22 protein-coding genes, 3 tRNA genes and 1 pseudogene are annotated in these 25,044 nt (G+C 42.3%); 14 read left to right on the top strand and 12 right to left on the bottom strand.

The window, feature by feature from the left end:
- Window positions 1-4: 4 nt before the first annotated feature.
- The 6 genes from JWG44_RS13115 (at window position 5) to JWG44_RS13090 (ending at window position 2,345) form a co-directional block, all read left to right on the top strand.
- Window positions 5-604: a hypothetical protein gene (locus JWG44_RS13115; RefSeq protein ID WP_205275408.1), complete on the top strand. Its 600-nt coding sequence runs from the start codon at window positions 5-7 to the stop codon at window positions 602-604.
- Window positions 601-1,350, top strand: coding sequence for a 5'/3'-nucleotidase SurE (gene surE, locus JWG44_RS13110; RefSeq protein ID WP_205275407.1), 750 nt, complete (start codon window positions 601-603; stop codon window positions 1,348-1,350). Before JWG44_RS13115 ends, surE begins: the two co-directional genes overlap by 4 nt.
- The gene (locus JWG44_RS13105) at window positions 1,343-2,050 is read left to right on the top strand and encodes a tetratricopeptide repeat protein (RefSeq protein ID WP_205275406.1); all 708 of its coding nucleotides are present in this window, start codon (window positions 1,343-1,345) and stop codon (window positions 2,048-2,050) included. The genes surE and JWG44_RS13105 overlap by 8 nt, the downstream gene beginning before the upstream one ends.
- Before the next feature lie 35 nt (window positions 2,051-2,085).
- A tRNA-Pro gene (locus JWG44_RS13100) sits at window positions 2,086-2,157 on the top strand.
- A 17-nt stretch (window positions 2,158-2,174) separates the two neighbouring features.
- Window positions 2,175-2,251: transfer RNA gene (locus tag JWG44_RS13095), tRNA-Arg, on the top strand.
- Window positions 2,252-2,269: 18 nt separating this feature from the next.
- Window positions 2,270-2,345, top strand: a tRNA-His gene (locus JWG44_RS13090).
- Window positions 2,346-2,380: 35 nt separating this feature from the next.
- On the opposite strand, the gene JWG44_RS13085 is transcribed toward JWG44_RS13090, so the two are convergent.
- Window positions 2,381-3,007 (bottom strand): hypothetical protein, encoded by a 627-nt coding sequence (locus JWG44_RS13085; RefSeq protein ID WP_205275457.1) that lies wholly within the window; start codon window positions 3,005-3,007, stop codon window positions 2,381-2,383.
- 92 nt (window positions 3,008-3,099) lie between these two features.
- Here JWG44_RS13085 and JWG44_RS13080 point away from each other — a divergent pair, with 92 nt between their 5' ends.
- Together JWG44_RS13080 and JWG44_RS22700 are read left to right on the top strand one after the other, a co-directional pair.
- Window positions 3,100-4,011: a TIGR01777 family oxidoreductase gene (locus tag JWG44_RS13080; protein ID WP_205275405.1), complete on the top strand. Its 912-nt coding sequence runs from the start codon at window positions 3,100-3,102 to the stop codon at window positions 4,009-4,011.
- 98 nt (window positions 4,012-4,109) lie between these two features.
- Window positions 4,110-4,613: a DUF1564 family protein gene (locus JWG44_RS22700; protein ID WP_205275404.1), complete on the top strand. Its 504-nt coding sequence runs from the start codon at window positions 4,110-4,112 to the stop codon at window positions 4,611-4,613.
- 214 nt (window positions 4,614-4,827) lie between these two features.
- Here the strand turns inward: JWG44_RS22700 and JWG44_RS13070 are convergent, their stop codons facing one another.
- Genes JWG44_RS13070 through galK form a run of 3 tightly spaced genes read right to left on the bottom strand, consistent with a single transcriptional unit; the run spans window position 4,828 to window position 7,073 of the window.
- Window positions 4,828-5,445 carry a uracil-DNA glycosylase family protein gene (locus JWG44_RS13070; RefSeq protein WP_205275403.1) on the bottom strand — a complete coding sequence of 206 codons (618 nt, stop codon included), beginning with the start codon at window positions 5,443-5,445 and terminating at the stop codon, window positions 4,828-4,830.
- Window positions 5,446-5,457: 12 nt separating this feature from the next.
- Window positions 5,458-5,880 (bottom strand): STAS domain-containing protein, encoded by a 423-nt coding sequence (locus tag JWG44_RS13065; RefSeq protein ID WP_205275402.1) that lies wholly within the window; start codon window positions 5,878-5,880, stop codon window positions 5,458-5,460.
- A 35-nt stretch (window positions 5,881-5,915) separates the two neighbouring features.
- Complete coding sequence (galK, locus tag JWG44_RS13060) at window positions 5,916-7,073, bottom strand: galactokinase (protein WP_205275401.1); 1,158 nt, start codon at window positions 7,071-7,073, stop codon at window positions 5,916-5,918.
- Window positions 7,074-7,346: 273 nt separating this feature from the next.
- Between galK and JWG44_RS13055 the strand changes: the two genes are divergently transcribed.
- From JWG44_RS13055 to JWG44_RS13045, 3 genes are all read left to right on the top strand, one after another.
- Window positions 7,347-8,684: a glucose-6-phosphate isomerase gene (locus JWG44_RS13055; protein ID WP_205275400.1), complete on the top strand. Its 1,338-nt coding sequence runs from the start codon at window positions 7,347-7,349 to the stop codon at window positions 8,682-8,684.
- Between the two features lie 115 nt (window positions 8,685-8,799).
- Complete coding sequence (locus JWG44_RS13050) at window positions 8,800-9,135, top strand: hypothetical protein (RefSeq protein ID WP_205275399.1); 336 nt, start codon at window positions 8,800-8,802, stop codon at window positions 9,133-9,135.
- Window positions 9,136-9,791: 656 nt separating this feature from the next.
- Window positions 9,792-10,679, top strand: coding sequence for a hypothetical protein (locus JWG44_RS13045; RefSeq protein WP_205275398.1), 888 nt, complete (start codon window positions 9,792-9,794; stop codon window positions 10,677-10,679).
- Between the two features lie 132 nt (window positions 10,680-10,811).
- On the opposite strand, the gene JWG44_RS13040 is transcribed toward JWG44_RS13045, so the two are convergent.
- Genes JWG44_RS13040 through JWG44_RS13025 form a run of 4 tightly spaced genes read right to left on the bottom strand, consistent with a single transcriptional unit; the run spans window position 10,812 to window position 16,432 of the window.
- A complete protein-coding gene (locus JWG44_RS13040; RefSeq protein WP_205275397.1) occupies window positions 10,812-11,531 on the bottom strand; it encodes a sugar phosphate nucleotidyltransferase in 720 nt (239 codons plus the stop codon).
- 14 nt (window positions 11,532-11,545) lie between these two features.
- Window positions 11,546-12,538, bottom strand: a complete 993-nt coding sequence (locus tag JWG44_RS13035; protein WP_205275396.1) for an aminoglycoside phosphotransferase family protein — start codon at window positions 12,536-12,538, stop codon at window positions 11,546-11,548.
- A 7-nt stretch (window positions 12,539-12,545) separates the two neighbouring features.
- Window positions 12,546-14,057: a hybrid sensor histidine kinase/response regulator gene (locus JWG44_RS13030; protein ID WP_205275395.1), complete on the bottom strand. Its 1,512-nt coding sequence runs from the start codon at window positions 14,055-14,057 to the stop codon at window positions 12,546-12,548.
- A 53-nt stretch (window positions 14,058-14,110) separates the two neighbouring features.
- Window positions 14,111-16,432, bottom strand: coding sequence for an ATP-binding protein (locus JWG44_RS13025; RefSeq protein WP_205275394.1), 2,322 nt, complete (start codon window positions 16,430-16,432; stop codon window positions 14,111-14,113).
- A gap of 332 nt (window positions 16,433-16,764) precedes the next feature.
- Between JWG44_RS13025 and JWG44_RS13020 the strand changes: the two genes are divergently transcribed.
- Complete coding sequence (locus tag JWG44_RS13020) at window positions 16,765-17,571, top strand: alpha/beta fold hydrolase (protein WP_232371636.1); 807 nt, start codon at window positions 16,765-16,767, stop codon at window positions 17,569-17,571.
- Here JWG44_RS13020 and JWG44_RS13015 read toward each other — a convergent pair.
- On the bottom strand, window positions 17,568-18,776 hold the full coding sequence (locus tag JWG44_RS13015; protein ID WP_205275392.1) for a DegT/DnrJ/EryC1/StrS family aminotransferase: 1,209 nt from the start codon (window positions 18,774-18,776) through the stop codon (window positions 17,568-17,570). The two genes, JWG44_RS13020 and JWG44_RS13015, sit on opposite strands and share 4 nt — an antisense overlap.
- A 614-nt stretch (window positions 18,777-19,390) precedes the next feature.
- On the opposite strand from JWG44_RS13015, the gene add reads away from it, so the two are divergent.
- Both add and ygiD read left to right on the top strand, forming a co-directional pair.
- Window positions 19,391-20,719 carry an adenosine deaminase gene (gene add, locus JWG44_RS13010; protein ID WP_205275391.1) on the top strand — a complete coding sequence of 443 codons (1,329 nt, stop codon included), beginning with the start codon at window positions 19,391-19,393 and terminating at the stop codon, window positions 20,717-20,719.
- Between the two features lie 158 nt (window positions 20,720-20,877).
- Window positions 20,878-21,648, top strand: coding sequence for a 4,5-DOPA-extradiol-dioxygenase (gene ygiD / locus JWG44_RS13005; RefSeq protein WP_205275390.1), 771 nt, complete (start codon window positions 20,878-20,880; stop codon window positions 21,646-21,648).
- A gap of 2 nt (window positions 21,649-21,650) precedes the next feature.
- Here ygiD and JWG44_RS13000 read toward each other — a convergent pair whose 3' ends face one another.
- From JWG44_RS13000 to JWG44_RS12990, 3 genes and pseudogenes are all read right to left on the bottom strand, one after another.
- Entirely contained in the window at window positions 21,651-23,162 is a 1,512-nt protein-coding gene (locus JWG44_RS13000; protein WP_205275389.1) for an HTTM domain-containing protein, read from the bottom strand.
- Window positions 23,119-24,102: a DNA-processing protein DprA gene (locus JWG44_RS12995; protein WP_205275388.1), complete on the bottom strand. Its 984-nt coding sequence runs from the start codon at window positions 24,100-24,102 to the stop codon at window positions 23,119-23,121. The genes JWG44_RS13000 and JWG44_RS12995 overlap by 44 nt, the downstream gene beginning before the upstream one ends.
- Window positions 24,099-24,944: pseudogene (locus JWG44_RS12990) on the bottom strand (tetratricopeptide repeat protein); the annotation flags it as partial. The pseudogene JWG44_RS12990 and the gene JWG44_RS12995, both read right to left, overlap by 4 nt.
- Window positions 24,945-25,044: the final 100 nt, after the last annotated feature.

Below are 25,044 nucleotides of genomic sequence, written 5' to 3'. Positions count from 1 at the left end.
ATTCTTGAAAGATCTACTCAATTCTATCGTCGAAGTTTTAGAAGCGGTTTTATATGATCCGATTCGCCTTGAATCCGCCCTTTCCAATCTTTCGGAAAAAACGTTAAACCTTTTTTCCTGGATCATTCTGATTCCCAGCGCTCTCAGTATTTCCGTCGGAGCGACTTATCTTTCACCTCCTTATACGAGCGGATCTTTAGGAATGATCGCCTTTGCATTTTTGGCGAACCTTTCTATGATTTCAACGCTTCCTTTGATTTTGGGAGCTGTGATCGATTTTCACGCGCAAAAAAAAGAAAGAACGGGTAACGTTCGTTTTTCTCACAACCTCTGTCGTTTTGCGATGGCGGTCTTCGTGTTTTTTACTCCTCTGGCGATTCTCCTTCGTGAAACGGGGTTGACGGGTGGAATCGGATACTTCTTGATTCTTCTTTTTTTGATTGTTTACTACGTCGTAATCGTTTCCAGAGGAATTCAGTTTATTTATGATCTGAAAACTTCGGATGCGTTTCGTTTTTCTCTGACTTCTATCTTGATCTCGGGAATTTTCCCTTTTGTATTCTATTTTTATATTTCCGGATCCATTCTACATTTGATTTTATGAATATACTGATTACGAATGACGACGGAATAGCCTCGTCGGGTATTAAAGCTCTTGAGAAAATTCTTCAAAAAGAACACAACACATTCTTAATCGCTCCTCTTCGCGAAAGGTCGGCGACTTCTATGGCACTTTCGATTTACGATTCGATGAGAGTGGAGAAGATCAACGACAATCATTATATCGTAGACGGTTATCCTGCGGATTGTGTGAACATCGGTTTACACGGTGAAATTTTTCCGAAAATCGATCTCGTTTTATCCGGTATTAATCGTGGAGTGAATATGGGACACGACGTCCATTATTCCGGAACGGTTGGAGCCGCGAGACACGGTGCGATCCATAATCGTCTTTCTCTTGCGGTCAGTTCGGGAAACATCAACAGAGATTACGACTATATTAAGGAAGCTGAATTTATCTTGGAGTTTATCAAACGTTATACGACTTTTCTTAGAACGGGGACCGTCTATAATATCAACATTCCTTCGGATTTCGTTTCTTCTCTGGAAAATCTTCGGATCACGAAATTGGGAAGAAGGACGTATGAAGATACATATTCCAAAAAAAATATCATCGGCGGAATCGCGGACTTCTACTTGGGAGGTTCGGAATTGGGTCATTTCGAAGAAGAAGGAACCGACTTTTCTACATTCTTCTCCGGATTGATTTCTCTAACTCCCTTGTCTCTCGATCAAACGGATTCTTCTCTTTTAAAAGAACTTTCTGATTCCGTTAGTAAGAATGTCTGAAAAAGATAACAAAAAGAAAACGGCTTCCGCGAAAAAAAGAATTCTTCAGGAAATCAATAAGGAGAATTTTCTTTTTGCTCTGACTCTGATCGATCGCGAGATTTCCTCCGGGAACGATGATCCGGATCTATATTACAATTTTGCAATTTGCTGCGCGAGAACCGGCAACTTTAAAAAGTGTATTTCGATTTTAGAAGAACTTTTGGAGAAGTTTCCGAGATTTGGAGAAAGAGAAAATTCCATTCTTATGATGATTTACTCTTTGATTCAGAGCAAAGATTTTAAGAAAGCTCTGGAAAAATGCGATGAAAGGCTCAAACTTCAAGTCGACGATATTCGTATTCTTTCCCTGAAAGCGTTTGCACTCGAAAAGTCAGGTAAGATCGGAGAAGCAATCGAGACTCACAAAAGAATTTTGAGATTGCGTCCGGAGTATAAGAATTCTTTAAATTCTCTCGGTTTTCTTCTCCTGAATAATCGAGAAGTCAGCCCGGAAGAATGGAAATTGGCGGCCGATTGTCTGAAGTCGGTCCTCAAAGAAGAACCGGAAAATCCCGCTTATTTGGATTCGTTCGGAATTCTTCTCTTAAAAGCGGGTAAAAAAGAAGAGGCGATCAAAGCTCTGCAGAAGGCTCTTCGGAAAGCTCCGACACATCCGGAGATTCTGAGGCATATTGAAAAAGTTGAAGAGTCTTCTTGACACTGCGGGTGTTTTTAAAAACATGGAGTCGGAAACGGGATGTAGCGCAGGGGTAGCGCATCTGCCTTGGGAGCAGAGGGTCGTAGGTTCAAATCCTATCATCCCGATTTTCCAATCCTCCCAAGACTCGGTAGCTCAGTTGGATAGAGCAACTGCCTTCTAAGCAGTGGGTCGGGGGTTCGAATCCCTCTCGGGTCACCAAAGGACAAACAAGAGATGGAGAACGTAGCTCAGTTGGTAGAGCTCCAGTTTGTGGTACTGGCTGTCGCGGGTTCGATCCCCGTCGTTCTCCCCAGTTTTTGCGGGAGCTCCCGCGTTTCTGGCGAAAAATCAGTCCTCACTTAGCCAGATATCTTCTAAACATAGCGTTCTATCTTTCAATTGCTCCTTCTCGTCCTTTATCCAAGTACCAAAGACCGTCCAGATGAACATTTTTTGCGGGAACTCCTTACTTTCTTCAGGTTTGTAGTAAGGCTCGAGGGGAATCTTGAAATGCTTTGATTTGGAAAAATTCAACAGTTTTTGTCCTTTGATTTCATCCTTTGGCATTCGTAATTCTTTATCCATATCAATGGATTCCCTTATTACTAAATCTATTTTTAGAATTTCGTCGGTTTCTGGGCAGGCAATGATTTGTAGGAACTTCCAATTCGAAATTTTCGGTTTGTTTTGGCTTAAATGGTGAGTCTGTCGAAGCTCCAACTGAAAATCTTCTTCTCGAGAAGAATCGCGAACTTTCCTCCATGTTGTCTTCGGGTTTCTGTCTAAGAGATTGGCAATCCTATAATCGCTCTTTTTGAGGTAGGAATTCGTGAAATCAAATGCCAAGAAAGGCGGTTTTAATTCAAACACTTCGATTTTGCTGTTGGTCGAATTAAAAAGAAGGATATTTCCGGTTATAATAGAAATCGGAAATATTAAAGCCAAAATTAGTAGAATACTTTTTTTGTGAACCACGAATCCAAAGTTGCGGGAACTCCCTTCTTCTAGCAATCAGGATTCATGAAACAAAGAAGACATTCAAAAAAGGTTTTTTTAAGGGGAAGAGTATGATAGTTGGGATTTCCGGCGGAACTGGTTTAATCGGTAGAGATCTTGCATTTGCTTTATTAGAAAAAGGATTTCACGTTCGAATTTTCACACGTTCTGCAAATGTTCCGACTTTCTTTCTTGGAAGACCTAATTTAGAAATTATTGTGGGTTCTTTCCCGAGAGTAAAAGATCTAGAAGGTTTGGATGGAATTATTAATTTGGCGGGAGCCCCGATTGCGGGAGTCCGATGGAGCCAAAAGGTAAAGGATGAGATTCGTTATTCTCGCGTTGATTATACCGAAAAATTAGTTAAATCTGTTTCGAAAATTGCGGGAACTCCTTTAAAATTCTTCTTACAAGGATCAGCGATTGGTTATTATGGCTCGTATGAAAGTGACTCTCCTATATTTTCAGAATCATCTCCTGTCGGATTGGATTATTTAGCCAATCTTTGTAAGGAATGGGAGGATGCTTCTGATGAAATCGCAAAGACAGAAATTCGTCATGTGAAGATGAGAACGGGACTTGTTCTAAGTCTTCAAGGAGGAGCTTTAAAAAGTATGCTTCCGTCCTTTCGGTTTGGACTTGGGGGGCCAATTGGATCGGGAGAACAAGTTTTAAGTTGGATTCATCTGAAGGATTTGATAAGTTCTATCCTATATATTATTTTGGATCCAAATCTTTCAGGGGCATTTAATCTGGTTGCCCCGAATTCGGTGAGCAATCGTATTTTTTCAGAAACCCTCGCGAAGATCTTAAGCCGACCAGCATATTTTAGAGTTCCCGCACCTCTACTATATGGATTGTTCGGAGAAGGCGCGGATGTGATTCTAAAAGGTCAAGATGTGATACCGGAAAAACTCCAAAAGGCTGGGTTTTCGTTTTCGTACCCCACTATAGATATTGCCTTGCGGGAACTCCTCAGATAGGAGGTTTGAATTTCAAATTTTTCAAAAAAAATTATAATAAGAATACTTTTTTTTAAAAAATTCATCTTACGATTCGTTCCCTTAGAACCGTATCGGATATGAGGAATATAAAAATTAAAGACGAAGTGTTATCTTCCAATTTCGATAAATCGAAAATTACCTGTTCTTTTTTAGTACCGGAACGCCTTTATAACAGACTTCCCATTAAAAGCAAAAAAAGAATTGGAAGAAATTTAGAATACCTCCTAAGAAAATATAGGAATCGAATTCTTAAGATCAAGAGAATTCATAAGAAAACAGCAACTGCTCTTTATCAGGAAAAGGGAAATGTTCTGATAAAATTTAATGTAAGAATTTATCCTCTTTTTTGGGAAGAATTGACAATTCTATCGCGATCTCATGGAATCTCAAATTGCTATTTATACCATCTCCTCTTGAAGTGGGAACTCTCGGAAGAAAAAGAAAATTTAGTTGTTCCAAGACCTTTGGATTCGAGGATCAATCAAAAGTTGATTTTAATTTGGATGATCGACTTTAAAGAAGAGTATTCGCAAAGAATGGCTCAACTTGTGAATGAATTTTCGTCTCAAGCAATCCATTGAATATAGAAGTTCTATAGGAAAATCAAAAGCTCAAAAGGCTTTGGATATCATTGTACGTCTTGATTGTCCAAAGTTCAGGAATTAATTCTCTAAAACACAAGATTACTTTATAATTTCTCCTCTTTAGGAAATGTTGGATTTGAAAATCGGGAATTCATCTTGATTTTCGGTGTCTTTTTTCAATTGGAATAGGAGAGTTCCCGCGAACTTGCCTTTACAAATCAAATTCCTGCTTCATAACAGGGTGGTTTTTTAGAAGATTTAAAGCTTTTTGAATCAGTCTCTTTCCAGTTTCAGTGTGATTCCAGACGTTCAGTCCTGATGGATGCGGCAGAGGGACCCAGTCCACCCGTATTCCGTAGAGTTCCCGCGAAAACCTTCCACCGATCACGTCCTCCAACTTGTAACTACGACTCTCGAACAACTGATCGATAGCGAGTTTCCCAATAGGAATGATCAACTGAGGTTTGTGAAAGCGGACTTCGAATTCCAAAAATTCAGAGCAATTCAGGACCTCTTCCGGATTTGGTTTTCGATCTCCACTTTTGGCTTTCCCGGGAAAACATCTACAAACGGCGGACATATTCACTTTTTTTCGAAAAATTTCCTCTTCGATTCCGATTTTCTGAAACCAACCAAAAAGGGTTTTCCCTGCCGTGTAGGAAAAAGGCCTTCCGAATCTTTCTTCGTGAATGCCCGGCGCCTGACCGATGCTGATAATTTTAGTGGAAGGAACACAACCGTGAACGGGCCTCCCTTCCATTTTTGGACACTTATTGCAGCTGAGTAAGTTATTTAAATATTTAGAATATTCTGTTTTCTTTTTATTCATTCTCTAAGATAATCAATTGAGAAGGATATTCATCGCGTCCTTGAGCGTTCCGGTGACGCGAATCAGAGATTTTAATTTGGTCAATTCTAAGATTTTATTCACTTGGGAAGAAGGGGAGAACATCGCGATTCCGCCTTTCCCGATCTTTACAAGTTTTGCATGGGTGCTCATAAAAACCGCCAGACCGGAAGAATCAATATAACGAATGTTTTCCATATTCACGAAAATATAAATAAAGCCCTTGTCTATCAGATCGAAAATTTTTTCTTTGAGTGCGTGTGCGGAATAAAGATTGATTTCTCCGCTGATTTTCAGAGCAACCGCATCCTTGGGGAAATTCTCCGGGATATCTTCCTTCTGAAGATGAACGGTCAACTCGTTGATTGAAAAATCCACTTCTCCACCGTCGAGGTTCAGAGAATTATCTGTTCCCATCTCGTTTCTCCCTCAGTTCCACTGAAATTCTTTTTTTAGAATTCTTTGACGCCGTCTGAAATTCGGAAAGTATAGAGTTGGGGTTCGTTTTTAAATTCTTTCCAATAAAGCGTTTTAATTTTCTCAAACAGTATATCTCTTCTGCCTTTTTTGTCCAGTATCAAAACGCAACCTCCAAAACCGCCTCCGATCATCCTCGCCCCGAGAACTCCTTCTTTTCTTAAGTGTTCGACTATAAAATCCGATTCTTCACACGAAACTTCGTAATCTTTAGAGAGAGAATTATGGCATTCAAAAAGAATTTCACCGACGTTTTGGGCGTTTCCGCTTTTGAGATTTTGGATTACCTTTTCGGTTCTTAGTCTTTCAGTAACAACATGTTTTGCCCGTTTTTTTTCGATCGGATTCAGTCCGAAGGATTCGTTCTCTAAGTCTTCTAATTCAGCCTGATAAAGACTTTTGAGGAACGGTTTTCTTTTTTTGATCTTATCAAACGCCGATTCCACTTCCATTCTTCTTTCATTGTAAGCGCTATCCTTCAAAGAATGTTTTACTTTCGAGTCTATGAGGTAGAATTCGGAATCTTCCAAGTGCATTTTATGATATTCGTATGTAAGAGTCTCCGTATCGAGAGCGATACAAAAGCCCTCTTTACCCGTCGAGATGATGAACTGATCCATGATTCCGCAATTCACACCCACGAAAAGATTTTCAGCCCTTTGACCCAAAAGAGCGAGTTCTTCTTTTTTGATTTTCCAGGAATGAATTTCGGAAATCGCAAAAGCGGTTGCAACTTCAAACGCCGCAGAAGAGGAAAGGCCAGCACCTTGCGGAATATTTCCCCAAACAACCAGATCAAATGGATCCGATTCAAATCCGAGTTTACTAAATTCTTGAAGGACCCCGAAGACATAATTGACCCAGGAACTTTTTGAATTGTAAGTGATGATTTTCGCTTCTATCTTCTCACCGGATTCGGCGGAAAAAATTCTAAAAAAAGAGCTTCGATTCTTTCGAATTGCGATTTTTATGAAAACGTCGATGGCCGCCGGCAAAACGATTCCGCCCGCGTAATCGACGTGTTCTCCGATGAGATTGATTCTTCCGGGAGCCGAGAAGAATCGGATCGGTTCTTCTTTGGGAGACGATGAAAATTCTTCATTGAGAATTCTTGTAAGTTCTTCTTTGTCCATTGCGGGTCTTTACTTTTAAAAATCCCGGAAAGATTGAATTACACTTCCTTTCTCGTCAATCCTTCTCCGTATTTTTATCCTCTCTTTCCCTTTGCTTTTTTCTTGCCCCGCATTTTCGTTTTCCTAAACTGATCCAGCGTCCCTTTTTTTGATGGTTTTGGAAGAAGAATTCAAATCATAAGTCGCGATTTGAGATTGGGAACCGATAGAATCTTGGAATCGAACGAAACGAATCCGAGACGTAATAGAAAAAAAGAGAATTTGTAATTCACTATGATCCGATTAGAAACAAGATTCGCATCAGCGTTTATTCAATCGCAAGAATTCGAAACCTTTTTGAAAGGAGCCGAGTCCGCGAGAAAGACGTTGCATTCTTTGCAAGGAAAGGGAAGCGAGTTTTTGGGTTGGTTGAATCTTCCGAACGAAATTCAAAATTCGGAAATAGAAAGAATCGTTCAAGCCGCAGAAAGAATCCGAGCTTTTTCCGATGTCGTGATCGTGATCGGGATCGGCGGATCGTATCTTGGATCTCGAGCGGTTTTAGAGGCCAGTCTTCCCTTTTTTCGTTCTCCCAAAAAAGGAAATCCAGAAGTGATCTTTGCAGGACATCATCTGGAATCGAGATATTTTTCCGAGTTGCTCGAATATCTAAAGGACAGAGATTTTTCCATCAATGTAATCTCCAAATCCGGAACTACTACGGAACCTGCGATTGCGTTCCGGATTTTCTGGGATCTCCTCGTAAAAAAATACGGGAAAGACGCTTCTTCAAGAGTGGTTGCGACAACGGATTCCAGAAAAGGCGCTCTTAAAACTTTTGCGGAGTCGGAAGGTTTTGAAACTTTTGCGATCCCGGATTCCGTAGGAGGGCGATATTCGGTTCTTACTCCCGTCGGGTTGTTCCCGCTTGCCGTGGCGGGAATTCCGATTCGAAACTATATATTAGGATTTAAGAATGTTCTGGAAGGTTTGCATTCCGAAAACGATCCGATCAAAAACCCAGCCACTCATTATGCGGCTCTCAGAAATTATTTTTTATCGACCGGAAAATACGTCGAAGTATTAGCAAATTTTAATCCTTCTCTTCGTTATCTTTCCGAGTGGTGGAAGCAGCTATTCGGAGAAAGTGAAGGAAAGGAAAACAAAGGGATTTTTCCGGCGTCTATGGACTTTACGACAGATCTCCATTCTTTAGGCCAATATGTGCAGGAGGGAAAACGGATTTTGTTCGAAACGGTTTTGAGTCCGGCCAAGATCCTTTCCGATCTCACTCTTACGGCCACAAAGGAGAATTTGGACTCGCTGAATTTTCTTGCCGGAAATACGATCGAACACGTAAACGAACAGGCTCGATTGGGAACTCTTCTCGCTCACGCGGACGGCGGTGTTCCTTGTTTAGAATTGATTTTTCCGGAAATCTCTCCCGAATCCCTGGGAGAAATCATGTATTTCTTTGAATATTCTTGCGCGATTTCCGGATATTCTCTGGGTGTGAACCCTTTTGATCAACCGGGCGTAGAGGCTTATAAGAAGAATATGTTCGCACTTCTTCATAAAGAAGGTTTTGAAAAGGAAGGAGCAATTCTTCGAAAAAGAATTATAGAAAACTAAATCGTTTTCCCTAATCCGATCGTACTACGGATCTATCTTCGAGTCGATCGGGATCTTTTTGGTGAATTTTTATTTCCTGCTTGACGCTTTTTAAAATTTAGGACTCGATGAGGTTATGAAGAGGCAAAGAAACAAAATTAGTTTTCCTCTAACCGCTTGCGCGCTGGCGTTTTTGTTTCTAATATTTTCTGTCGCCTCCTCCAGCAATCTTCCTGGGAAGTTGCCTACCCAAAAACAGACAATAGACGGTATTGAATCCGAATATAAAGAGCTGGTGCAGCTGGAAGAGGAATCCGAAGAATTCCTCTTTAGCTTTCTATCTCTTTCACATAAAAATATTCTTTTCGTATTCAAGGGCAAAATCACTTCCCTCCAGGATAGGTTCCAATTCCACTTCTGTAACATCCAAACAATAAATCTGCTGAATTTACCTCCTCCTGTTCTCGCTTAACTAGTCGATTTTTCTAGTTTTGTCCTTACGGGGGAAAGATGTCCGACAATCCAGACTCAATTGCGTTCGCAATTTTCAACCTTTCTTTTTTTTGGAATTCTTTTAGAAAGAGATCCGGCTCTCTTCTGAATTTTTTTGTAGAAGGAAAGAAAAACTGCGCTTCAGCAGCTATGAAATCGGAATTCACCATTTTTTTTGAGGAAAGTCGGACTGAAATCTCGGGATCTTCTGGAAAAAAGTGTGGAGTTCCCGCATTTTCCTCTCTGAAATCCCGGATCGCAAAGGTCAATCCCCGTTGGAGACCAAGAGAAGTGTGGAGTTCCCGCACTCCTTTCGATTTCAAAGCTTCACTCCTTTTTAGGAGTTCCTACTTTGTTCGAGATTTCGCAAGAGCTCGGAATCAAATTCGTCCTTATTACTGTTTGCAACTTACGGATCTCCAAATTATGCCAATCCTGATCTTGGGAAACTACTCGTTCTCAAGATTGGGGTTGGCATCCTTTTTTAAGATTCTCCTGAGTTCATAAAAAAAGATCTATGTTATAAGAATAGGGGACAGGTTCTCTCCATTCCTTTTTCCCAATCCAAATCAAAAATGGGTTTTCTTTCTCTAAAAACTCGGATAGGTTTTCGGAGGAATTTTTTCCGAAAGCGAAATGGATCAAGAATTTAAAAGATGGACCCGCCTCCTCAGAGCGATCGAGGCCGGCAAAAGAATCGAACTTACCGGATATATTCTCAACGATTGTTTCCGTCAAAATCTTGAGAAGTTCCTCAAACTCTGCCTCGAAAATTATAATAAGACCGATCTTACACCGGTCGTCTATTCAGTGATTCAGGAAATGCTCCTCCGGTCTGCTACATCCAATCTCAGAGAAATATTCGCTTCGGAAAAAGGCCTAAATTCTCTGGATGAAATTGAATACGATTCAAACGAAGAAGAATTTAGAAAATTCTTAAATACTTTCGATGCGCAGACCGTCAGAAATTCTTTAAAAGAGAAAGGCCTTTTTCTAAAAGTAACGATTCATCACAACGATACCGGCATGGCCGCAGAAGTATTACACAATTCTAAAATGATTCCATTTGTGGAAGAACGTCTCCGAAAATATCTCGCGGCGGCTATGGAATTTAAGAATTTGATGGAATACTACGATCTTTATCCCGAAGATTCCGAAGGAAGGGACATCGGGTTGGCCCTTTCAATTTTGATGCTTAGAGAAACCGGATTAAAACCTGAACTCTTAAGAATCGGTTCGGGACCGGATGTGCAAACTTCTCGTTTAGAAATTCCATTCGGAGAAGAATACAGAAGTATACGAAAGAAAATTCTAAACGACGAAGAGATTTTTCCATTCCCGAAGGATTTGCACGAAGAAGCCGAATTACCCTGGAAAACGAGCCACTGTAGTTATTGTGGAAGAACCGTGGACGATCGGATTTTCTTTTCCGAAATTCCAAAAGATATTCAGCTCAAAAACCTTCCGGAACCGATTCGAGTTGGAAACGGAATCTGCGCTTGGTGCCTTTCTTCATATCTTTAATCAAGAGATTTTCCCGAAAAACTTCCAGTATGTAGGAACTCCAATGAAACCGTGGGAGAGACGTAATTTGCGGGAACTCCTGCGACTTATAACGAGTTTGCCGCGCAAGGTAGATGATTTTCTACACAAATTCTAAACAAGATTGCAGAGTTTTAAAAATTCTTTCCATCGAGAATCCATCCTTTGAGAAAAATCCAGATCCTTTAGGGAAAGATAATATTCTTTTTCTCCTAAATCCATTGCTTCTCCGGGAAATAAAACTCCGCCTAATCTTTGTTTTTCGGACAATTCTCTAAAGTTATCGGAGAGATCCGCGAAAGTTTCGGGAGTCACATTTTTTAAAACTGAACTATTCAAAATCGAAATTCCGATATAAAACAGATTCCCATGACCATAACGGATCTTCCCGTTTTCTAAACCGAGTCCCGTGTAATTCGCCGAATCCGGTTGAGGAAGTAAGTAAAGAAGGCAGTCGTCGTTTTTTAAAGTTGTCGGAAGCGAAAAACCTTGATGGGGAAAGTAAAGAAAATCCGGATTGATGATTCCGATCGTTTCTCCCATCCATCCGGCTCTTTCCAGACCGGTTCGAATTCCTCCGGCGGTTCCTAAAATTTCCTTTTTCTCTTCGGAAAAGATCAAAGGAAAAAGAGAAAATCTCTCCAGAGTTTTTAGGATCTTTTTTCCTTCATAGTGAAGATTGATCACGGCTCCTTCCGCATTTTGAATCCAGGCTTGAAAAAGCGCATAGTAGATCAACGGAATCCCGTGAACCGGAAGTAACGGTTTCGGAAGATTTTGGGTGAGTTCTTTCATCCTGGTTCCGAAACCGGCGGCTGGTATGAAAAATTTCAAAGAAGACTTCCCGTTTACTTGTTTTTAATAAAAGAATAATTCGACAAAAGTTCTTCTTTGAGAAGATGAAAAAAAACAAAAAGCTGATCCGGAAATAAACCCGCTTGAACGATTTCAGTGAGATTATCCAAACAACCGAGAATACTCTCCCTATATTTATCCATCTTCTTATCGGCCACCAGATAGAAATAAGAACCGAGAGCTTTGTAGGAACGTTGAAGACACTGAAGATAATAACACTCTTTTGAACGGGGAAAATTCTGTTCGCCTAACTTTATAAAAAGTTGATAGAGTCCCTGTCGCATCGCAAAAGGAATCGGCCTATATGCATCGTAGAGAATGCTGGCGAGATCGTAGAAAGGAGTTCCCATTCTCGCGTCCTGAAAGTCGATCATACAAATTTCGTTTTGAGAATTGATCAGGAGATTACGTCCGTGAAAGTCTCTGTGGCAGAAAACTTTTACCGGATATTCCGCCAAATACGCGGAACACTCTTCGATAAAAATTTTCACTTCGCTTCTCAATTGAGTCTGAAGTTGGAATTGTTTCTGGAATTTTAGATAATTAAAATATGTGAATTCACTTTCGAAATGAAATTTTTCGACGTCGAATTCCCTTGAACTCACGGGGGGCATAGGATCCGTTTTTTGAAGTTTTACGAGAATCTCCAACGATTTAACAAGCCAGTCCCTGTATTCAACGTCGTCAGTAATCGAGGTAAGATCTTTCTCTCCTCCGTCCGTCGTCAGAATCAAATAATGAATCAGATCCTTTTTGAGTATCTCCGGAACTGTAAAATTATGATGACTTAGGAAATCCGCGATTTCAACGAAGTCGTGTTGAAATCGAACGTCTTTGCAAAGTATCAGAGTTTGATCCGAATACTGAACTCGAAAATACTTTCTTTCCGAGGCTTCTAAGGTGATCGGCGTGATTTTTTGCGGGGTTTTTCCGGGGAGTTCTAAAAATTTAAACTCTCTATCGGTGAGCGAAACGGAAGCGTTCATGATTTTTTTATACCTTGTCCGGGAAGACCAAACGAAATTCGGTTCCTGAGTTCGGTTCCGATTCGATTTCGATTCTGATTCCGTATTGATCGGCGATTTCTTTTGCGACGAACATTCCTAAGCCGGTTCCTTTTCCGATTCCCTTGGTTGTAAAGTAAGGCTGATATATTTTTTGAATCACTTCTTCGTTCATTCCGATTCCATCATCTAGGATCGAAACAATCGGATGATGATTTCTAATATGTACTGAAATCGTAATATTGCCTCGGTTGCCGGTGGCGTCCGCGGAATTCAACATGATGTTCGACAACAAAAGAGAAAGTTGATCCTGATTCGATTCGACCAAAACGGGAGTAGATTCCGGTTTGAAATGGATCTGACAGTTTTTTAATCGAGAGGTTTTTTGAAAAACGTCGATGACGCTTTCCACCGACTCGTTGAGATTGATCGGTTCCGAATGTTTTTTTAGACTCTCGCCGGGTTTTCCAAGTTGAAGAAGATTATTCGTGAGAGTTTTTAATTTGATCAATTGCCCCCATGTGATCTGGATCGCCTTTTGGCGGGTTGAGTCCGTCGAATCGGGTAGTTTTGCAATTTCGATATGACCTTGAATCGCCGTAAGCGAATTATTGATTTCATGTCCGATACTGGAGGCGAGCGTGGAAAGGAAGGCTCTTCTTTCCGCATCAATCAGCTTTTCGGAGATCAAAAGTTTGTTGGTGATGTCCCGGGCGATTCCGGTGTAATACGTCTGGCCTTCCACGTCGTAATAACAAACCGATATGTCGTAGGTTCTGACTTCGCCGCTTTTGCTCTTTAGATCGGAATGACTGATTCTTGCGATCTGTTTTTTTCCTTTTCGTTTTAATAACAACGCGACCTTTTCCATATAAAGACTTTCTTTTCCGGGAGGAATCAGAACGCTGATATGTTTGCCGAGGATTTCCTCTTCCGTATAACCGAATGCGTTTAGCGCGGCTTGATTGAAGCCTGAAAATTTCAGATCCTGGTTTAGGGTGATGACGCAGTCGCTAGTGGCGTTAAGAATATTATAATTTTGTAAATAAAGATCTTTTGCTCTTTGCGCAAGTTTTGTATTTTCGGTTGTCGACTGGATTAGGGATTCTGTATGTTTGTCCCTGGATTCTTTTTCGATACTGGCTTTTTCCAAAACTTCCAGAATGTTAGTTCTTCGGATGGGTTTTGAGATGTAATCGAAAGCGCGGTTTCTAACCGCTTCTTCTGCGGTAGTGAGGTCCGGGTTCCCGGTCATCAAAATGACGGGAATGTTCTCGTTGATCTTTCGGATTTCTTTCGTGACTTCGATTCCGTTTTTTCCGTTCATAACGATATCCGAAATGACGACGTCTATATCGTGATTACGAATGATTTCGATAGCGGAGTCGTAGTCTTTGGCGAGAAAGACATGATATCCTTCTCTGGAGATGACTCTTTCAAGAACCGTGCGAATATCCGATTCGTCGTCTATAACGAGTACTGATGTATGCTTAGATTCCATCGGACTTAGATTCTTACCTCTAAGAAGATCCCTAATTTACCAAAAAATCATTCCTATATGGGAAGGCGAATCAAAACCCTAGTCCCGTTATCGGGAGAAGAGTCCAAGGAAATGGTCCCGTTGTGTTCGGAAATAATCCTTTGGGAAATGGCGAGTCCTAGACCCGTTCCTTGTTTGCCCCTTCTCGTAGTAAAGAGAGGTAGGAACGCTTTATCAAGAACTTCTTTACTCATTCCGGGGCCGTTATCCGAAATCATAAATAAAATTCCGTCCCGATTTAAGTGAAATTCTTTGCGGGCGGTGATCGTAATTTTAGGGTTCGGAGGTTTGGTTTCCATCTCGGAGATTGCATTGATCGCATTCACCAAACAATTGATCAGGACTTGTTCGATTTCCTGCCAAGCGACTCGAATTTTAGGAAGGTCTGGGCTCGCGATTCGTTTTAATTCGATTCCGTTCTTTTTACAGGAAACTTCGATCAACTCGCAGGCTCTCAAAAGAATATAATAAGGAGAGATCAATTCTTTTTCTCTGGCTACCGTTCTTCCCAAATCCAAAAGAGACTTGATCAGATCTCGGATTCGAATGCTCGCGGCTTCGATTCGTTTGTAGATCTTGAGTCTTTCCGCGGGATCGGATTCCTCCGTCTCGATGAGATCTTCAAGATAGAGAAGACTCGCTTGAAGAGGATTGTTTACTTCGTGAGCGATACCCGCCGCCAATTCTCCGATAGAAGCGAAGCGAGCGGTTTCATAGAGTTGTTTGTCTAAAAGTTTTGTCTGAGTTACATCGGAGAAAATGAGCATAACCGCTTCTCCGTCGTCTCTGTATTTTTTAAGAGGAAGAATTTTGATGGAGAAGAAGTTGTCTTCTCCTGCGATAAATTGAATCGGAAGATCCAAGAAGACCGCTCTCTGAGAAGAAAGGCAACTTTCGATCCCTTTTTTGAGTTCGTCTGAAACCGATTTTACAAAAAGGGAAAAGAAGTCTTCTCCCGGATTCACGTTTAGGATTTGGAAAAGTAGAAATTTAAGAATCGGCGCCACTTCGAGGATGATTCCGTCCGGAGTTAAGATTACGATTCCGTTGTTCATCGCCGAGAAAAGATTTCGAAGTTTGATTTCGGAAGAACGAATGAGTTCTTCATTCTTCTTTTGTTCCGAAATATCCAAAAGGAGAAGAATTGTACCGATCGAATTTCCGTATTCGTCCCGGATGCGAGAGGACGCAAGAAGCATCGGAGCTTCTATGTCCGGAAAAATTTTCATCTTGATTTCCGTTCTAAATTCTTCCTTGGAAAAACGATCGATGACTTCCTGACTGAGATTCAAAAATTCTCCGATGTGAAGATCTATAAAATCTTCTTTATAAACTCCTAATATCTTTTCCAAACTTCTGTTTCCGTAAGTGATAAAGCCTTCGTCGTCGGTCGAGATGAGAGGAACTTCGATCGAGTTTAAAAGCGCGCCTTGGAACTGAAGTTTTTTGGAGTTTTCGATCCGTGTCCTTTCGGTCTTGGCGTTTTGAAGCGAAGTGTGAACATCGGAGATGATTTCTTCGTAGAGAAAATTTTCGCCGGAATCGAAGGCCATTCCTTCCAGAGAGAGAATTTCGATTCCTCCCAAGAGTTTTTCTTTGTCTCGGATTCCGATCGAAAGACTTCTACGAAACTTATGATCGGAAAAAATGGATTCCCATTCCGGATATTTACCGTTCCCGAATTCGTGAATGATGAAGTTATCCTTGGAGTCGATGAGGTTTCTCATCGGGAGGGGAGAATCGGATGCGATGATGGAATGAATTTTTTGCTTTAGATCCGGGTTGAGATCTTTTTGTCCGAGCACCTTCAACTCACCGTCTATGTAAAAGAAAGCCCAGACTAAAAAGTAGTGAGGGTTTTCCTTTAAGGTATCGCAGAGTTTTTGAAAGACCGAACTTTCCGATGTCAGATAACGTAGATTTTGTCTTAGGAGTCTAAGGGTTCTTAAGACACTTTGCATATAGTAGAGACGAAGTTCCGTCTGTTGGATTTCGGAGCGATCCGTAAAGTAAAATAAGAATACGTCTTTTCCCAAAAAGTTGGAGGTGTTTACCGTGAAATTGACCAACTTTCTTTCACCGTTTTTATCTCGGAGCTGCCAGTAAACCTTGAGAGGTTCGTTTCGTTTGATCGTGAGGGTTTCGCGGGGTTGTGTCGGACTCGGAAGGATGAAGTCCAAGGGTTTACCTCTGAGTTCGTCGACCGAATAGTTTAAAAGTCTTTCGAGAGAAGGATTGAGATAGAGAATGGTTTCGGTTTCCGGATCCAACGCAAGAATTCCCTCTTTCACGGGATAAAAGAAAGAATGGAGAACGGAGAGTAAAGATTCAGGCATTCTGATTCCAGTTCAATAGGTCTTATACCTTAGAGTCGGTTGACAAAAAGCTCAGACGTCTTCGCCGCTTCCGAATCTAAATTGAATTTCGGTCGATTCCGATTCTTTGCAAGAACTAATTCCGGAATCTCGGCGGTGGAAGGATTTACAACGAGGAAGAGGATGGAATTTTTGTTTTAAATGTCTTCCAAGAAATCCATTCCGATCCGAAAAGATTAAAATCATCGGATTGAAATGGAATCAAAAGACAATTCTAAAATTAAGAATCGGCTTTTATGAAATCATTGTTTAGTTTCTTTCTCACTTATTACAATTGGAAAAAAAGAAAATACATGAAAGAGGTTCTCGGTTTTCGGGAGCTCGAAGTGGAGACGGGCGGAAACTCGGTTTATTTTCTGGAGAAGAACGGAGAGAAAGAGAAGACGATTCTTTTGATCCACGGACTTTTGGATTCCGCGACCGGACTACGAAGACTTGCCCCCAAAATTCGACAGGATTACCGGATTCTTATCCCCGATATTCCGGGCTTCGGAAAGAGTAAACTTCCCGATCTGAAATATCTCTATCAAGTGGATGTGTTCGGAGATCTGATCTATGAAGCGATCCGTAAATTGGATCTCAAAAATCTTGTGTTAGGCGGACATTCGATGGGAGCTTTGATCGCGATGCACATCGCTCTCAGAGACCGGGAGAAAAGAATTTCAAAGTTGGTCTTGATCGCTCCGGGGGGAATTCCTCATCCGAAAAGGGACGAGATGAAGGAACTATTGTTTCCGAAAACGGAAGAGGATATGTTAAAACTCATAGAGGCGCTTTATTACGAAACCCCGGAATTGCCCGGAAGAATCGCGAGAAAAGCGTTGATTCAATCCTGGAACGAACTCCCGAATCAGTTTTTGACGATCAACACTTTGGAGAGAGAAGAGGAGATTTTCTTAGGAAAAAAATTAGGAGAAATCAAAATTCCCGCGTTGATCGTTTCGGGGAAAGACGATCCGATCACGGACGCGTCTATGACGAAAAAACTCCATTCTTACATAAAAAAAAGTAAACTCGTTTTTATAACCGGCGCAAAACATGCGATTCACATGGAGAGGCCGGATGAACTTTCATTGGAGATCAATCGATATCTGGATTAGATCCCGTTGAAGATTTCTTTGACCGCTTTGACGACGTCCCGGATATCCTCTTCCTTCATGCCCGGGAAGAGAGGAAGTGAAAGGGATCTGGAATACATCGCGTTCGAATTCGGGAAGTGTTCCTTCTTATATTCGAAACGTGCGTTGTAAAAAGGATGTTCAAAAAGAGGAATAAAATGAAGGCTGGAACCTATATTCCGTTTTTTTAATTCAGAAGCGAAGATGTCCCGATCGATTTTGGAGGAAGCGCGATCCACCTCCACACGGAAGAGATGCCAAGAATGTTCTCCGTCCGGAGCGGAAAGGGGGAGATGAAGAAAGGGAAGGTCGGCGAATTCTTTTTTGTATAATTCGGCGATTTCGATTCTTCTTTTCCAGAGGTCGTCTGCTTCGGAAAGTTGGACGATTCCCAGCGCCGCGGCGACGTCGGTCATGTTGTATTTAAAACCGGGGGAGACGACTTCGTAATACCAACCGGGACGATCGTAGGTTTCACGGTTGATTCCGTGAAGACGCATGAGTTTGATTCTTTCGGCGAAGTGGGAATGATTGGTGGTGACCATTCCTCCTTCTCCGGTTGTGATTCCCTTTGTCGCGTAAAAACTGAAGACCGTAAAATCTCCGAAGGTTCCGATCTTTCTTCCTTTGTGAACTGCGGGGAATGCGTGGGCAGCGTCTTCTATTACATAAAGGTGATATTCTTTTGCGATCTCCAAAATTCCTTCCATGTCGCAGATAACGCCTGCTAGATGGACGGGAAGGATCGCTCTCACGGTTTTACCGGTTTTTTTATGGAGAAGAGAACCGTTTTGATAAATACATTCTCTCTCGATCGTGGAGCGGAGAGTTTCTGGAGTCATGAGGTTGAAGATCGGGTCGACGTCGGTGAGGATCGGCTCTGCGTCGAAATAGCAGATGACTTCCGCAGTCGCGGTGAAAGTAACGGCAGGGCAGATGGCGGCGTCACCGCGACTCATACCGATGGCTTCGAGCGCGAGATGAAGCCCCGCGGTTGCGGAGTTCAGAGCAAGAGCGTAATCGGCGCCGGTAAAACGGGCAAATTCTTCCTCGAATTCTTTGACTTTAGGTCCGGAGGTAATCCAACCGGAACGAAGGACAGAGGAGACTTCTTCGATTGCCCTTTCCGAGATGGAAGGAAGCGCGAATGGAAGAAACGTTTTGCGAGCTGTGATCATATCGGACATAACCCCCGGTGCATTCTTAAACTTCGGCAGATTTTGAATTTTCCTGAGCTGGAAATTGGTTCGAAGATGGGAAAAATGCGGGAACTCCCGCGGAATTTTTCGGCCGCATCCTGCGTCTGCACCGAAAGAGAAGGATTCAACGGAAAAAAAAAGGAGTTCCTACGGTGGATTCGCAGGACCGGGCCATTCCAGGCTCGCGGAGTCCCGCTCGGTCCTTCGGACCAAGCCTTTCATGTCCCTTGCGGGTTGAAAAAGATCGAAGCAATGTTTTGGAAACGGAAGGAATGCGGGATCTCCTCCGAATTTCGAAGAAGAGGGCCCAACTCGAACAGAATGTCTCGTTGAAAAAGTAGGAACTCCTTCTTTTCTTTCAGAGGAAAGCCGTTCCTGATCGCGGGAGAATCCGTCTTGAGACAGAAAAAGTGCTGGAAAACCCCCCGCGAATTTCGAAGAAGTCGAACCAAACTCAAAGAACACGGTAAAAGTAGGAACTCCTTCTCAAAGACCAAAACCAGAGTATCGACCGCTAATTCCTCTTGGAACGAAACAAATGCGGGAACTCCCTCTTTCAATTCAGAATTGAAATCTTTTGATAGGAAATATATTTTGCCTTAGTGGCTCTAACATTTGGAGAGATCTTAGAAAGAATCCGGATCATCGATCGAGATGTAACGGAACTCAATCGTCTCAAGTCCAGACTTCCCGCAGACCGTCCTTATTCTTCTTCCCTTCAGATCTCATTTGATAAACAGATCAACGAACTCTTAAACGAGCGCGTAGGCCTCATGGAACTCGAGGTCTTGGATCCACCGTCCTGGATTTTAGGAGTTCCTACAGTCGGAATTCCCCAAGAAACACCGGTTCCGATCAAGGGACTTTTCCCATCCGGCGATCTCTCCAAAGAAAAACCGGACGACCAAGACGTAATCAATTTTCTCCGAGAACTTCCAAAGACTGAAATCCACCTTCATCTCGAAGCCTGTGTGAACAAAGACACGATGAAACAACTCATGGCGAAGAATGGAGTCAGCGTAACCGACGAAGAGTTCGAAGCGAAGTTCAACTTCAAGGATCTCAACGGATTTATCCAAGTATTCTTTTTTATCCAATCTCTCGTCAAAGAACCGGCCGACTTTTCCTACTTTGTAGGAAGCCTCGCGGAATATATGAGGGCGAACAATATCGTCTATACCGAAGTATTCTTCGCACCATCCAAATTTATCCAGAACGGACTCGACTTCGACGAGATGGTGGACTATCTCGTAAACAGAATCCGGGAAGAGAAGGAAAACGACGGAATCACCATACGCTTGTTAGTCGACGTTTCCCGATCTTTCGGACCCGAGAATGCGATGAACAATCTCAACCGTGTTCTCAAGCTCAGACATCCGGAAGTGATCGGAATCGGACTCGGAGGCGCGGAGCTAATGGGACCGGCGAGAGATTATCAGGGAGTATTTCAAAAAGCGAGAGAAGCCGGGCTTCGTGTGGTCGCTCACTCCGGAGAAGACGACGGGCCTTGGGCGATCTGGGAAGCGGTGGAACTTCTCAAGGCGGAAAGAATCGGACACGGAACTTCCGCGATCCAAGATCCGGAACTCGTACGTTATCTCAGAGAAAAACACATTCCGATCGAGATCTGTGTGACGTCTAACGTGTTTACCGGAAAATACGTTCGCAAAGAACAGAATCATCCGGTTCGTTATTACTACGATCAAGGGCTTCCACTCAGTATCAACACGGACGATCCCGAGATCTTCAACGTAAATCTTACCTACGAATACTTTAAACTCTGGAGATTTTTGGATTTCTCCTTGGACGAGATCGTCGACTTGATTCGTCAGGGAGTTTTCGCCTCCTTTCATCCGAACAAGGAATCTCTCTGGGCGGAAATGGAAAAGAAAATCAATCTCGTAAAAGCGAGATACGGCTTGAGAAAGTAAACTTCTGAGTTCCAAAATTTTCGAACATTTTCGCCGAAAGTAGCGTTGTTAATAAATTGTTTTCGGTCTTTTTTGGGTCGCCTGGTTTCAAGGATCTTATTTTTATTTCGCTGGAATATGTGTTTCTTTTTTAAAGCGGATTGTGTCTAAATAAAAACATGAATCCAGTTCTATTCTTAGGTCACGGATCGCCCATGAACCTCGTGATCCCATCGGAGTTCACTCGCAGTTTGGAAGCCTTCGGTTCGAACTTAGAAGGTGTCAAAAATATTCTCGTCGTTTCCGCGCATTGGAAGACGAGAGGAACTTACGTGACCATTTCAGACCCGCCGGAGCAAATTTACGATTTTTACGGATTTCCGGATGCTTTGTATGCGATCCAATATCATCCGAAAGGAGATTCCGCGTTGGCGGATCGAGTGAAGGAACTTGTCAAATCCGTTCCCGTACAAACCACGTCCGAGTGGGGAATCGATCACGGAAGTTGGGGAGTTCTTTATTTTCTTTTTCAAAAAGCGAATTTTCCCGTCGTACAATTGAGCATCGATGCGAGCCTCAGTCCGGAACAACAATATACGATAGGAAAAGAGTTAAGACAACTGAGAGAAGAAGGAACTTTGATCGTAGGAAGCGGAAATATCGTTCACAATCTGGGAAAAGCCGACTTTCACAATATGAACGCGACCCCCGCCGATTGGGCGATCGAGTTTGACGAGTTTGTTCGTCAAGCGCTTGAATCCAGAAACGATAAGGCGATCTTAGAATTCCGGAAGAAGGGAGATATCGCAACGTTAGCCGCTCCTTCGACGGAACATTTGGAACCGATCTTCTATGTCTTAGGAGCGATGACGCCGGAAGAAAAGGTGAAGTTCATCCATCATAGTTTTCAGAATCGATCGGTTTCGATGCGATCCTTCGTAGCCGTATAAGTTTAGTCTTCGTCGCCGGAAAGAACCCATTCCTTGTTTGCGAGCGAATTCGTAACTTTCATAAGATCTCTTTCCGGATCGATCAAAATCTGACTTTTTCTTCCGTTGAGAGAAACCATCACGTCCGCATAAACTGAAACTTCCTGACCCGTTTTCACCTTTTCATTTTCGCCGACCCAGTGAGCGAATTGAAGAATCAAGTCCGGTTGATAACTCATCATAATTCTCTGAATCTCGTTGAGATGAGATTCGGGAAGAACCACCGTCGTTTCCCCAGTCTGCTGATTGACGACACGAAAGGAAGCGATCCCGTTTTTTTGAACGAGCATGATTTGCCAGGAGAATCTAAATCCTTGTTCGGTCCAGAGATGATATCCGGGATATAAAAAATGACGGAGAGGAAAAAGAATCTGAAGAAGAATATAAAAGATCCAGAAATAACGGAAGGATCGATCCGATAAAATAAAACCGAATTTTTTTCTCAAACTCGATCCTTTTGAAAAGAGAAAATTCTCCGATTGTAAGGATTTTTTTTCCAAAAAGGTTAAGGAAGTTTCAATAAAGGCAAAAACCGATTTTCTAAAGTGAATCGGGAAACGGGTCCATAAAAAAAGAAGAATGTTTTCCCGGTTCGGAAGCATACTTCTGGATTTAAGAAAAGTAAACAGATCCACGGGCCAACTGGGCGAAAAGAACAGAGTCGCGTTTAGGATCATCACCCAGGGAAACATTCCGATCGGAAACAGCTTCCAAGTCAAAAAATGGAATATTAGAACTAAAGAATATCCGAAGGCCCTGGTTTTTCGGTTTAAGAGTAAGAATGGAACCGTAAGGTCAAAAACCAAACCTGCGTAACTGAAAAGATAACCTGTCGCCGGCATCGAAAGTGTGGAGCCGAAAACCGGAATGTCGGAATTACGGAGCAGCCAAATACGCACGGGCTGGGCGTCGAAGAGCCAGTCGGGAACTAGTTTTCCGATTCCCCCGAAAAAATAAACGACTCCGATCTGAAAACGCAAAAGGTATAAATTCCAGGCGGGAATCGGATCTATTTCCTGTATCGATCTGTTTTTGAATATTCTAAAAACATGAAATACATTGAGGGCTCTGTCTGCGGGAATCCAACTCAATAAAAAAAGAATCAGACAGATGAGATAGTAGTGGTTTAGATAAACCGCGACTTCCAAAAGATTGACATAGCTGAAGATGAGAAAAAAACAAAGGATCGAAATTCTGTAAAAAATTCCCAAAGAAATAAAAACCGCGAAAAAAAGAAGAGAAACGAAGAGGGGGTATAAGATCCAAGATGGAAGGACGCCAACCCAGGAAAGTCCGTAGAATTTAAAATGAAACGCAGGGTCCAAAAAGTATTTGGAAATCCAGCCGTTTGAAAAATAACGAAATGCTAATATAAAAAGTAAAAGACCGAAGACGATTCTGTAAAATCCGAGGGACCAAGCGGGAACGGGATCAAAGGCCCGGGAGTAAAGATTGGGAATTCGTTTTTCTCGCATAGTATCCGGATCCGATATGTTTCCACTCGCCAGAAAAACGTTTCTTTGAAAGTTCTGCAAGCATTCCCGGGATCGCCGATTGAGAATCGGGTAAAAGCTCGTTTGTATGAAAGACTTCCTCCATTCCCAAAGAGATGGTTTTCAAATCCAAAACGTCGGCTCCTTCCCGAATTAGAAGTTCTCCGCCTTGATTTCGAGTTTGGCTCGGATGAGAAAAAATAAAAATCTGCCGATCCTGTTCGAGGGCGTTGTGCGCCGAGGAGATGGCTCCCGATTTTTCCGGGGCTTCTAAGATAAAAACCGAGGAACAAATTCCCGTAATGATTCGATTTCGTTTTGGAAAAGAATATTTTAATGGGACATGACCCGGAGGATATTCGGTAAGGATCAAGGCGCGATCCGATTCTTTCATACTCTTATACAGTTTTTTATTTTCGGAAGGATATTCAATCTCTGGTCCGGTTCCCATGACTCCGATCACTGCAAGGCCTTCCTCAAGTGCGGAACTCATAACTGCTGCGTCGATTCCTTTTGCAAGACCTGAAACGATTCCGAAAAACTCATAAGTTTTGAGAAACGGAGGAAGTAACGTAGCGGCAAAGGAAGAGATCGGAGAAGGTTCTCTTGTTCCCACGACGGCGGCGAAATTCTCAAGAAGAATTTTTCGATTTCCTTTAACAAAAAGAATCAGAGGGGGATCGAAGATTTCTTTTAACAGAGGCGGATATTCCTCGTCGAAGATGGAAAGAACCGAAAATCCGAGTTCTTGAATTTCCCGAGAAACACGTTCAGAAAAAAATTCGGCGTTTTTCAAAATCGATTCCGGAAGAGAAGAATTCAGATTTGTTTGAGCTTCTTCCCAAGAATTCCATTTTTTGAATATTCTTGTCCGAATGCAGAATTGTGAAACCTTCGGATCCGCGAGAACTAAAAGATTCATTCTTCTTTTGTCGAATTCTCGGAGATTTTTTTAAGGTTTTGAAGAACGTTTTGATAAGAATCGTTTTTATCCAGGCCTTCCCGGACCAGACCGGCGTCGTTCAATTCTTCGATCGTCTTTTTGATTTTAAGATATTCTTCCTTTGCGTCTTCGGTTTTTCCGAGTCTGTATAAAAAGTTGGCCTTTGCAAAACGAGCGGGAACATTTCTAAATTCTTTTTTGATGATATCGTCCAAAATTCGGAGCGCCTTGTCCTGGTCGTGAAAGCCCGCGGAAACGCCTTCCCAAGAGGAATCGGGCATGGAAGAATCGAAATAGATCAAAGCCAATTGAAACGGAAAACGGGAATCCCTCGGATCTTGAATCGCAAGATGAGTAAAAAGATCGATTGCAATCTGTCTTCTCGTAGTTTCCCAACCTCGGTCCTTGGAGGCGTTCGCGTATGCGAGAGCGGTTTCGAATAACAGCTGTTGGTCGATCGGTTTGAGAAGAAGCGCTTTTTCAAAAAAAGGAATCGCCGGTTCGAAAAAATGGAGTTCGGCTCCGACGATTTCGACCTTTTTTCCTTCGTCGTTTTCTTTGAGTGCGCGGTTGTAGTATTTTACTCCCATATCGTAGTCGCCGATTTTCATATAACCTTGTGCGATCTTCCAGCTCAAGGCGCCGGCGGACCTGGTCTTTTGAACCATCGCGGAGATTTTTTTTTCCAGTTCGATGATCTCGGCTTCGTTGAGAGCCAGCCTTTCTTTCCAGGCTTCCAGATCTTCTACGGTCGGGGGGCGATCTCCCCGATTCTGAAATCCGAAGTTTTTGGATCTTTCGCAGGAAACAAAAAAGAGAACTGTAAAAACGATAAGAGAGCGTAGAATTTTTTGTGACATGAAACTTCCTCGTAACGGGTGAGTCTTCCTTAGTAACTATCGGCTAACGGAAAAAATCTCA

Origin of the sequence: Leptospira ainazelensis (assembly GCF_016918785.1) — a bacterium.
GTDB classification, from domain to species: Bacteria; Spirochaetota; Leptospiria; order Leptospirales; family Leptospiraceae; genus Leptospira; species Leptospira ainazelensis.
The sequence above is the reverse complement of the archived record's forward strand: the minus strand, read 5'-3'. Positions and strand labels throughout refer to the sequence as shown.

Bases quoted from the DNA above. Each gene is read 5' to 3' on its own strand.
- surE (WP_205275407.1), top strand. From the start codon at position 601: ATGAATATACTGATTACGAATGACGACGGAATAGCCTCGTCGGGTATT.
- JWG44_RS13105 (WP_205275406.1), top strand. From the start codon at position 1,343: ATGTCTGAAAAAGATAACAAAAAGAAAACGGCTTCCGCGAAAAAAAGA.
- JWG44_RS13080 (WP_205275405.1), top strand. From the start codon at position 3,100: ATGATAGTTGGGATTTCCGGCGGAACTGGTTTAATCGGTAGAGATCTT.
- JWG44_RS22700 (WP_205275404.1), top strand. From the start codon at position 4,110: ATGAGGAATATAAAAATTAAAGACGAAGTGTTATCTTCCAATTTCGAT.
- JWG44_RS13070 (WP_205275403.1), bottom strand. From the start codon at position 5,445: ATGAATAAAAAGAAAACAGAATATTCTAAATATTTAAATAACTTACTC.
- JWG44_RS13065 (WP_205275402.1), bottom strand. From the start codon at position 5,880: ATGGGAACAGATAATTCTCTGAACCTCGACGGTGGAGAAGTGGATTTT.
- galK (WP_205275401.1), bottom strand. From the start codon at position 7,073: ATGGACAAAGAAGAACTTACAAGAATTCTCAATGAAGAATTTTCATCG.
- JWG44_RS13055 (WP_205275400.1), top strand. From the start codon at position 7,347: ATGATCCGATTAGAAACAAGATTCGCATCAGCGTTTATTCAATCGCAA.
- JWG44_RS13050 (WP_205275399.1), top strand. From the start codon at position 8,800: ATGAAGAGGCAAAGAAACAAAATTAGTTTTCCTCTAACCGCTTGCGCG.
- JWG44_RS13045 (WP_205275398.1), top strand. From the start codon at position 9,792: ATGGATCAAGAATTTAAAAGATGGACCCGCCTCCTCAGAGCGATCGAG.
- JWG44_RS13035 (WP_205275396.1), bottom strand. From the start codon at position 12,538: ATGAACGCTTCCGTTTCGCTCACCGATAGAGAGTTTAAATTTTTAGAA.
- JWG44_RS13030 (WP_205275395.1), bottom strand. From the start codon at position 14,057: ATGGAATCTAAGCATACATCAGTACTCGTTATAGACGACGAATCGGAT.
- JWG44_RS13025 (WP_205275394.1), bottom strand. From the start codon at position 16,432: ATGCCTGAATCTTTACTCTCCGTTCTCCATTCTTTCTTTTATCCCGTG.
- JWG44_RS13020 (WP_232371636.1), top strand. From the start codon at position 16,765: ATGAAAGAGGTTCTCGGTTTTCGGGAGCTCGAAGTGGAGACGGGCGGA.
- JWG44_RS13015 (WP_205275392.1), bottom strand. From the start codon at position 18,776: ATGTCCGATATGATCACAGCTCGCAAAACGTTTCTTCCATTCGCGCTT.
- ygiD (WP_205275390.1), top strand. From the start codon at position 20,878: ATGAATCCAGTTCTATTCTTAGGTCACGGATCGCCCATGAACCTCGTG.
- JWG44_RS13000 (WP_205275389.1), bottom strand. From the start codon at position 23,162: ATGCGAGAAAAACGAATTCCCAATCTTTACTCCCGGGCCTTTGATCCC.
- JWG44_RS12995 (WP_205275388.1), bottom strand. From the start codon at position 24,102: ATGAATCTTTTAGTTCTCGCGGATCCGAAGGTTTCACAATTCTGCATT.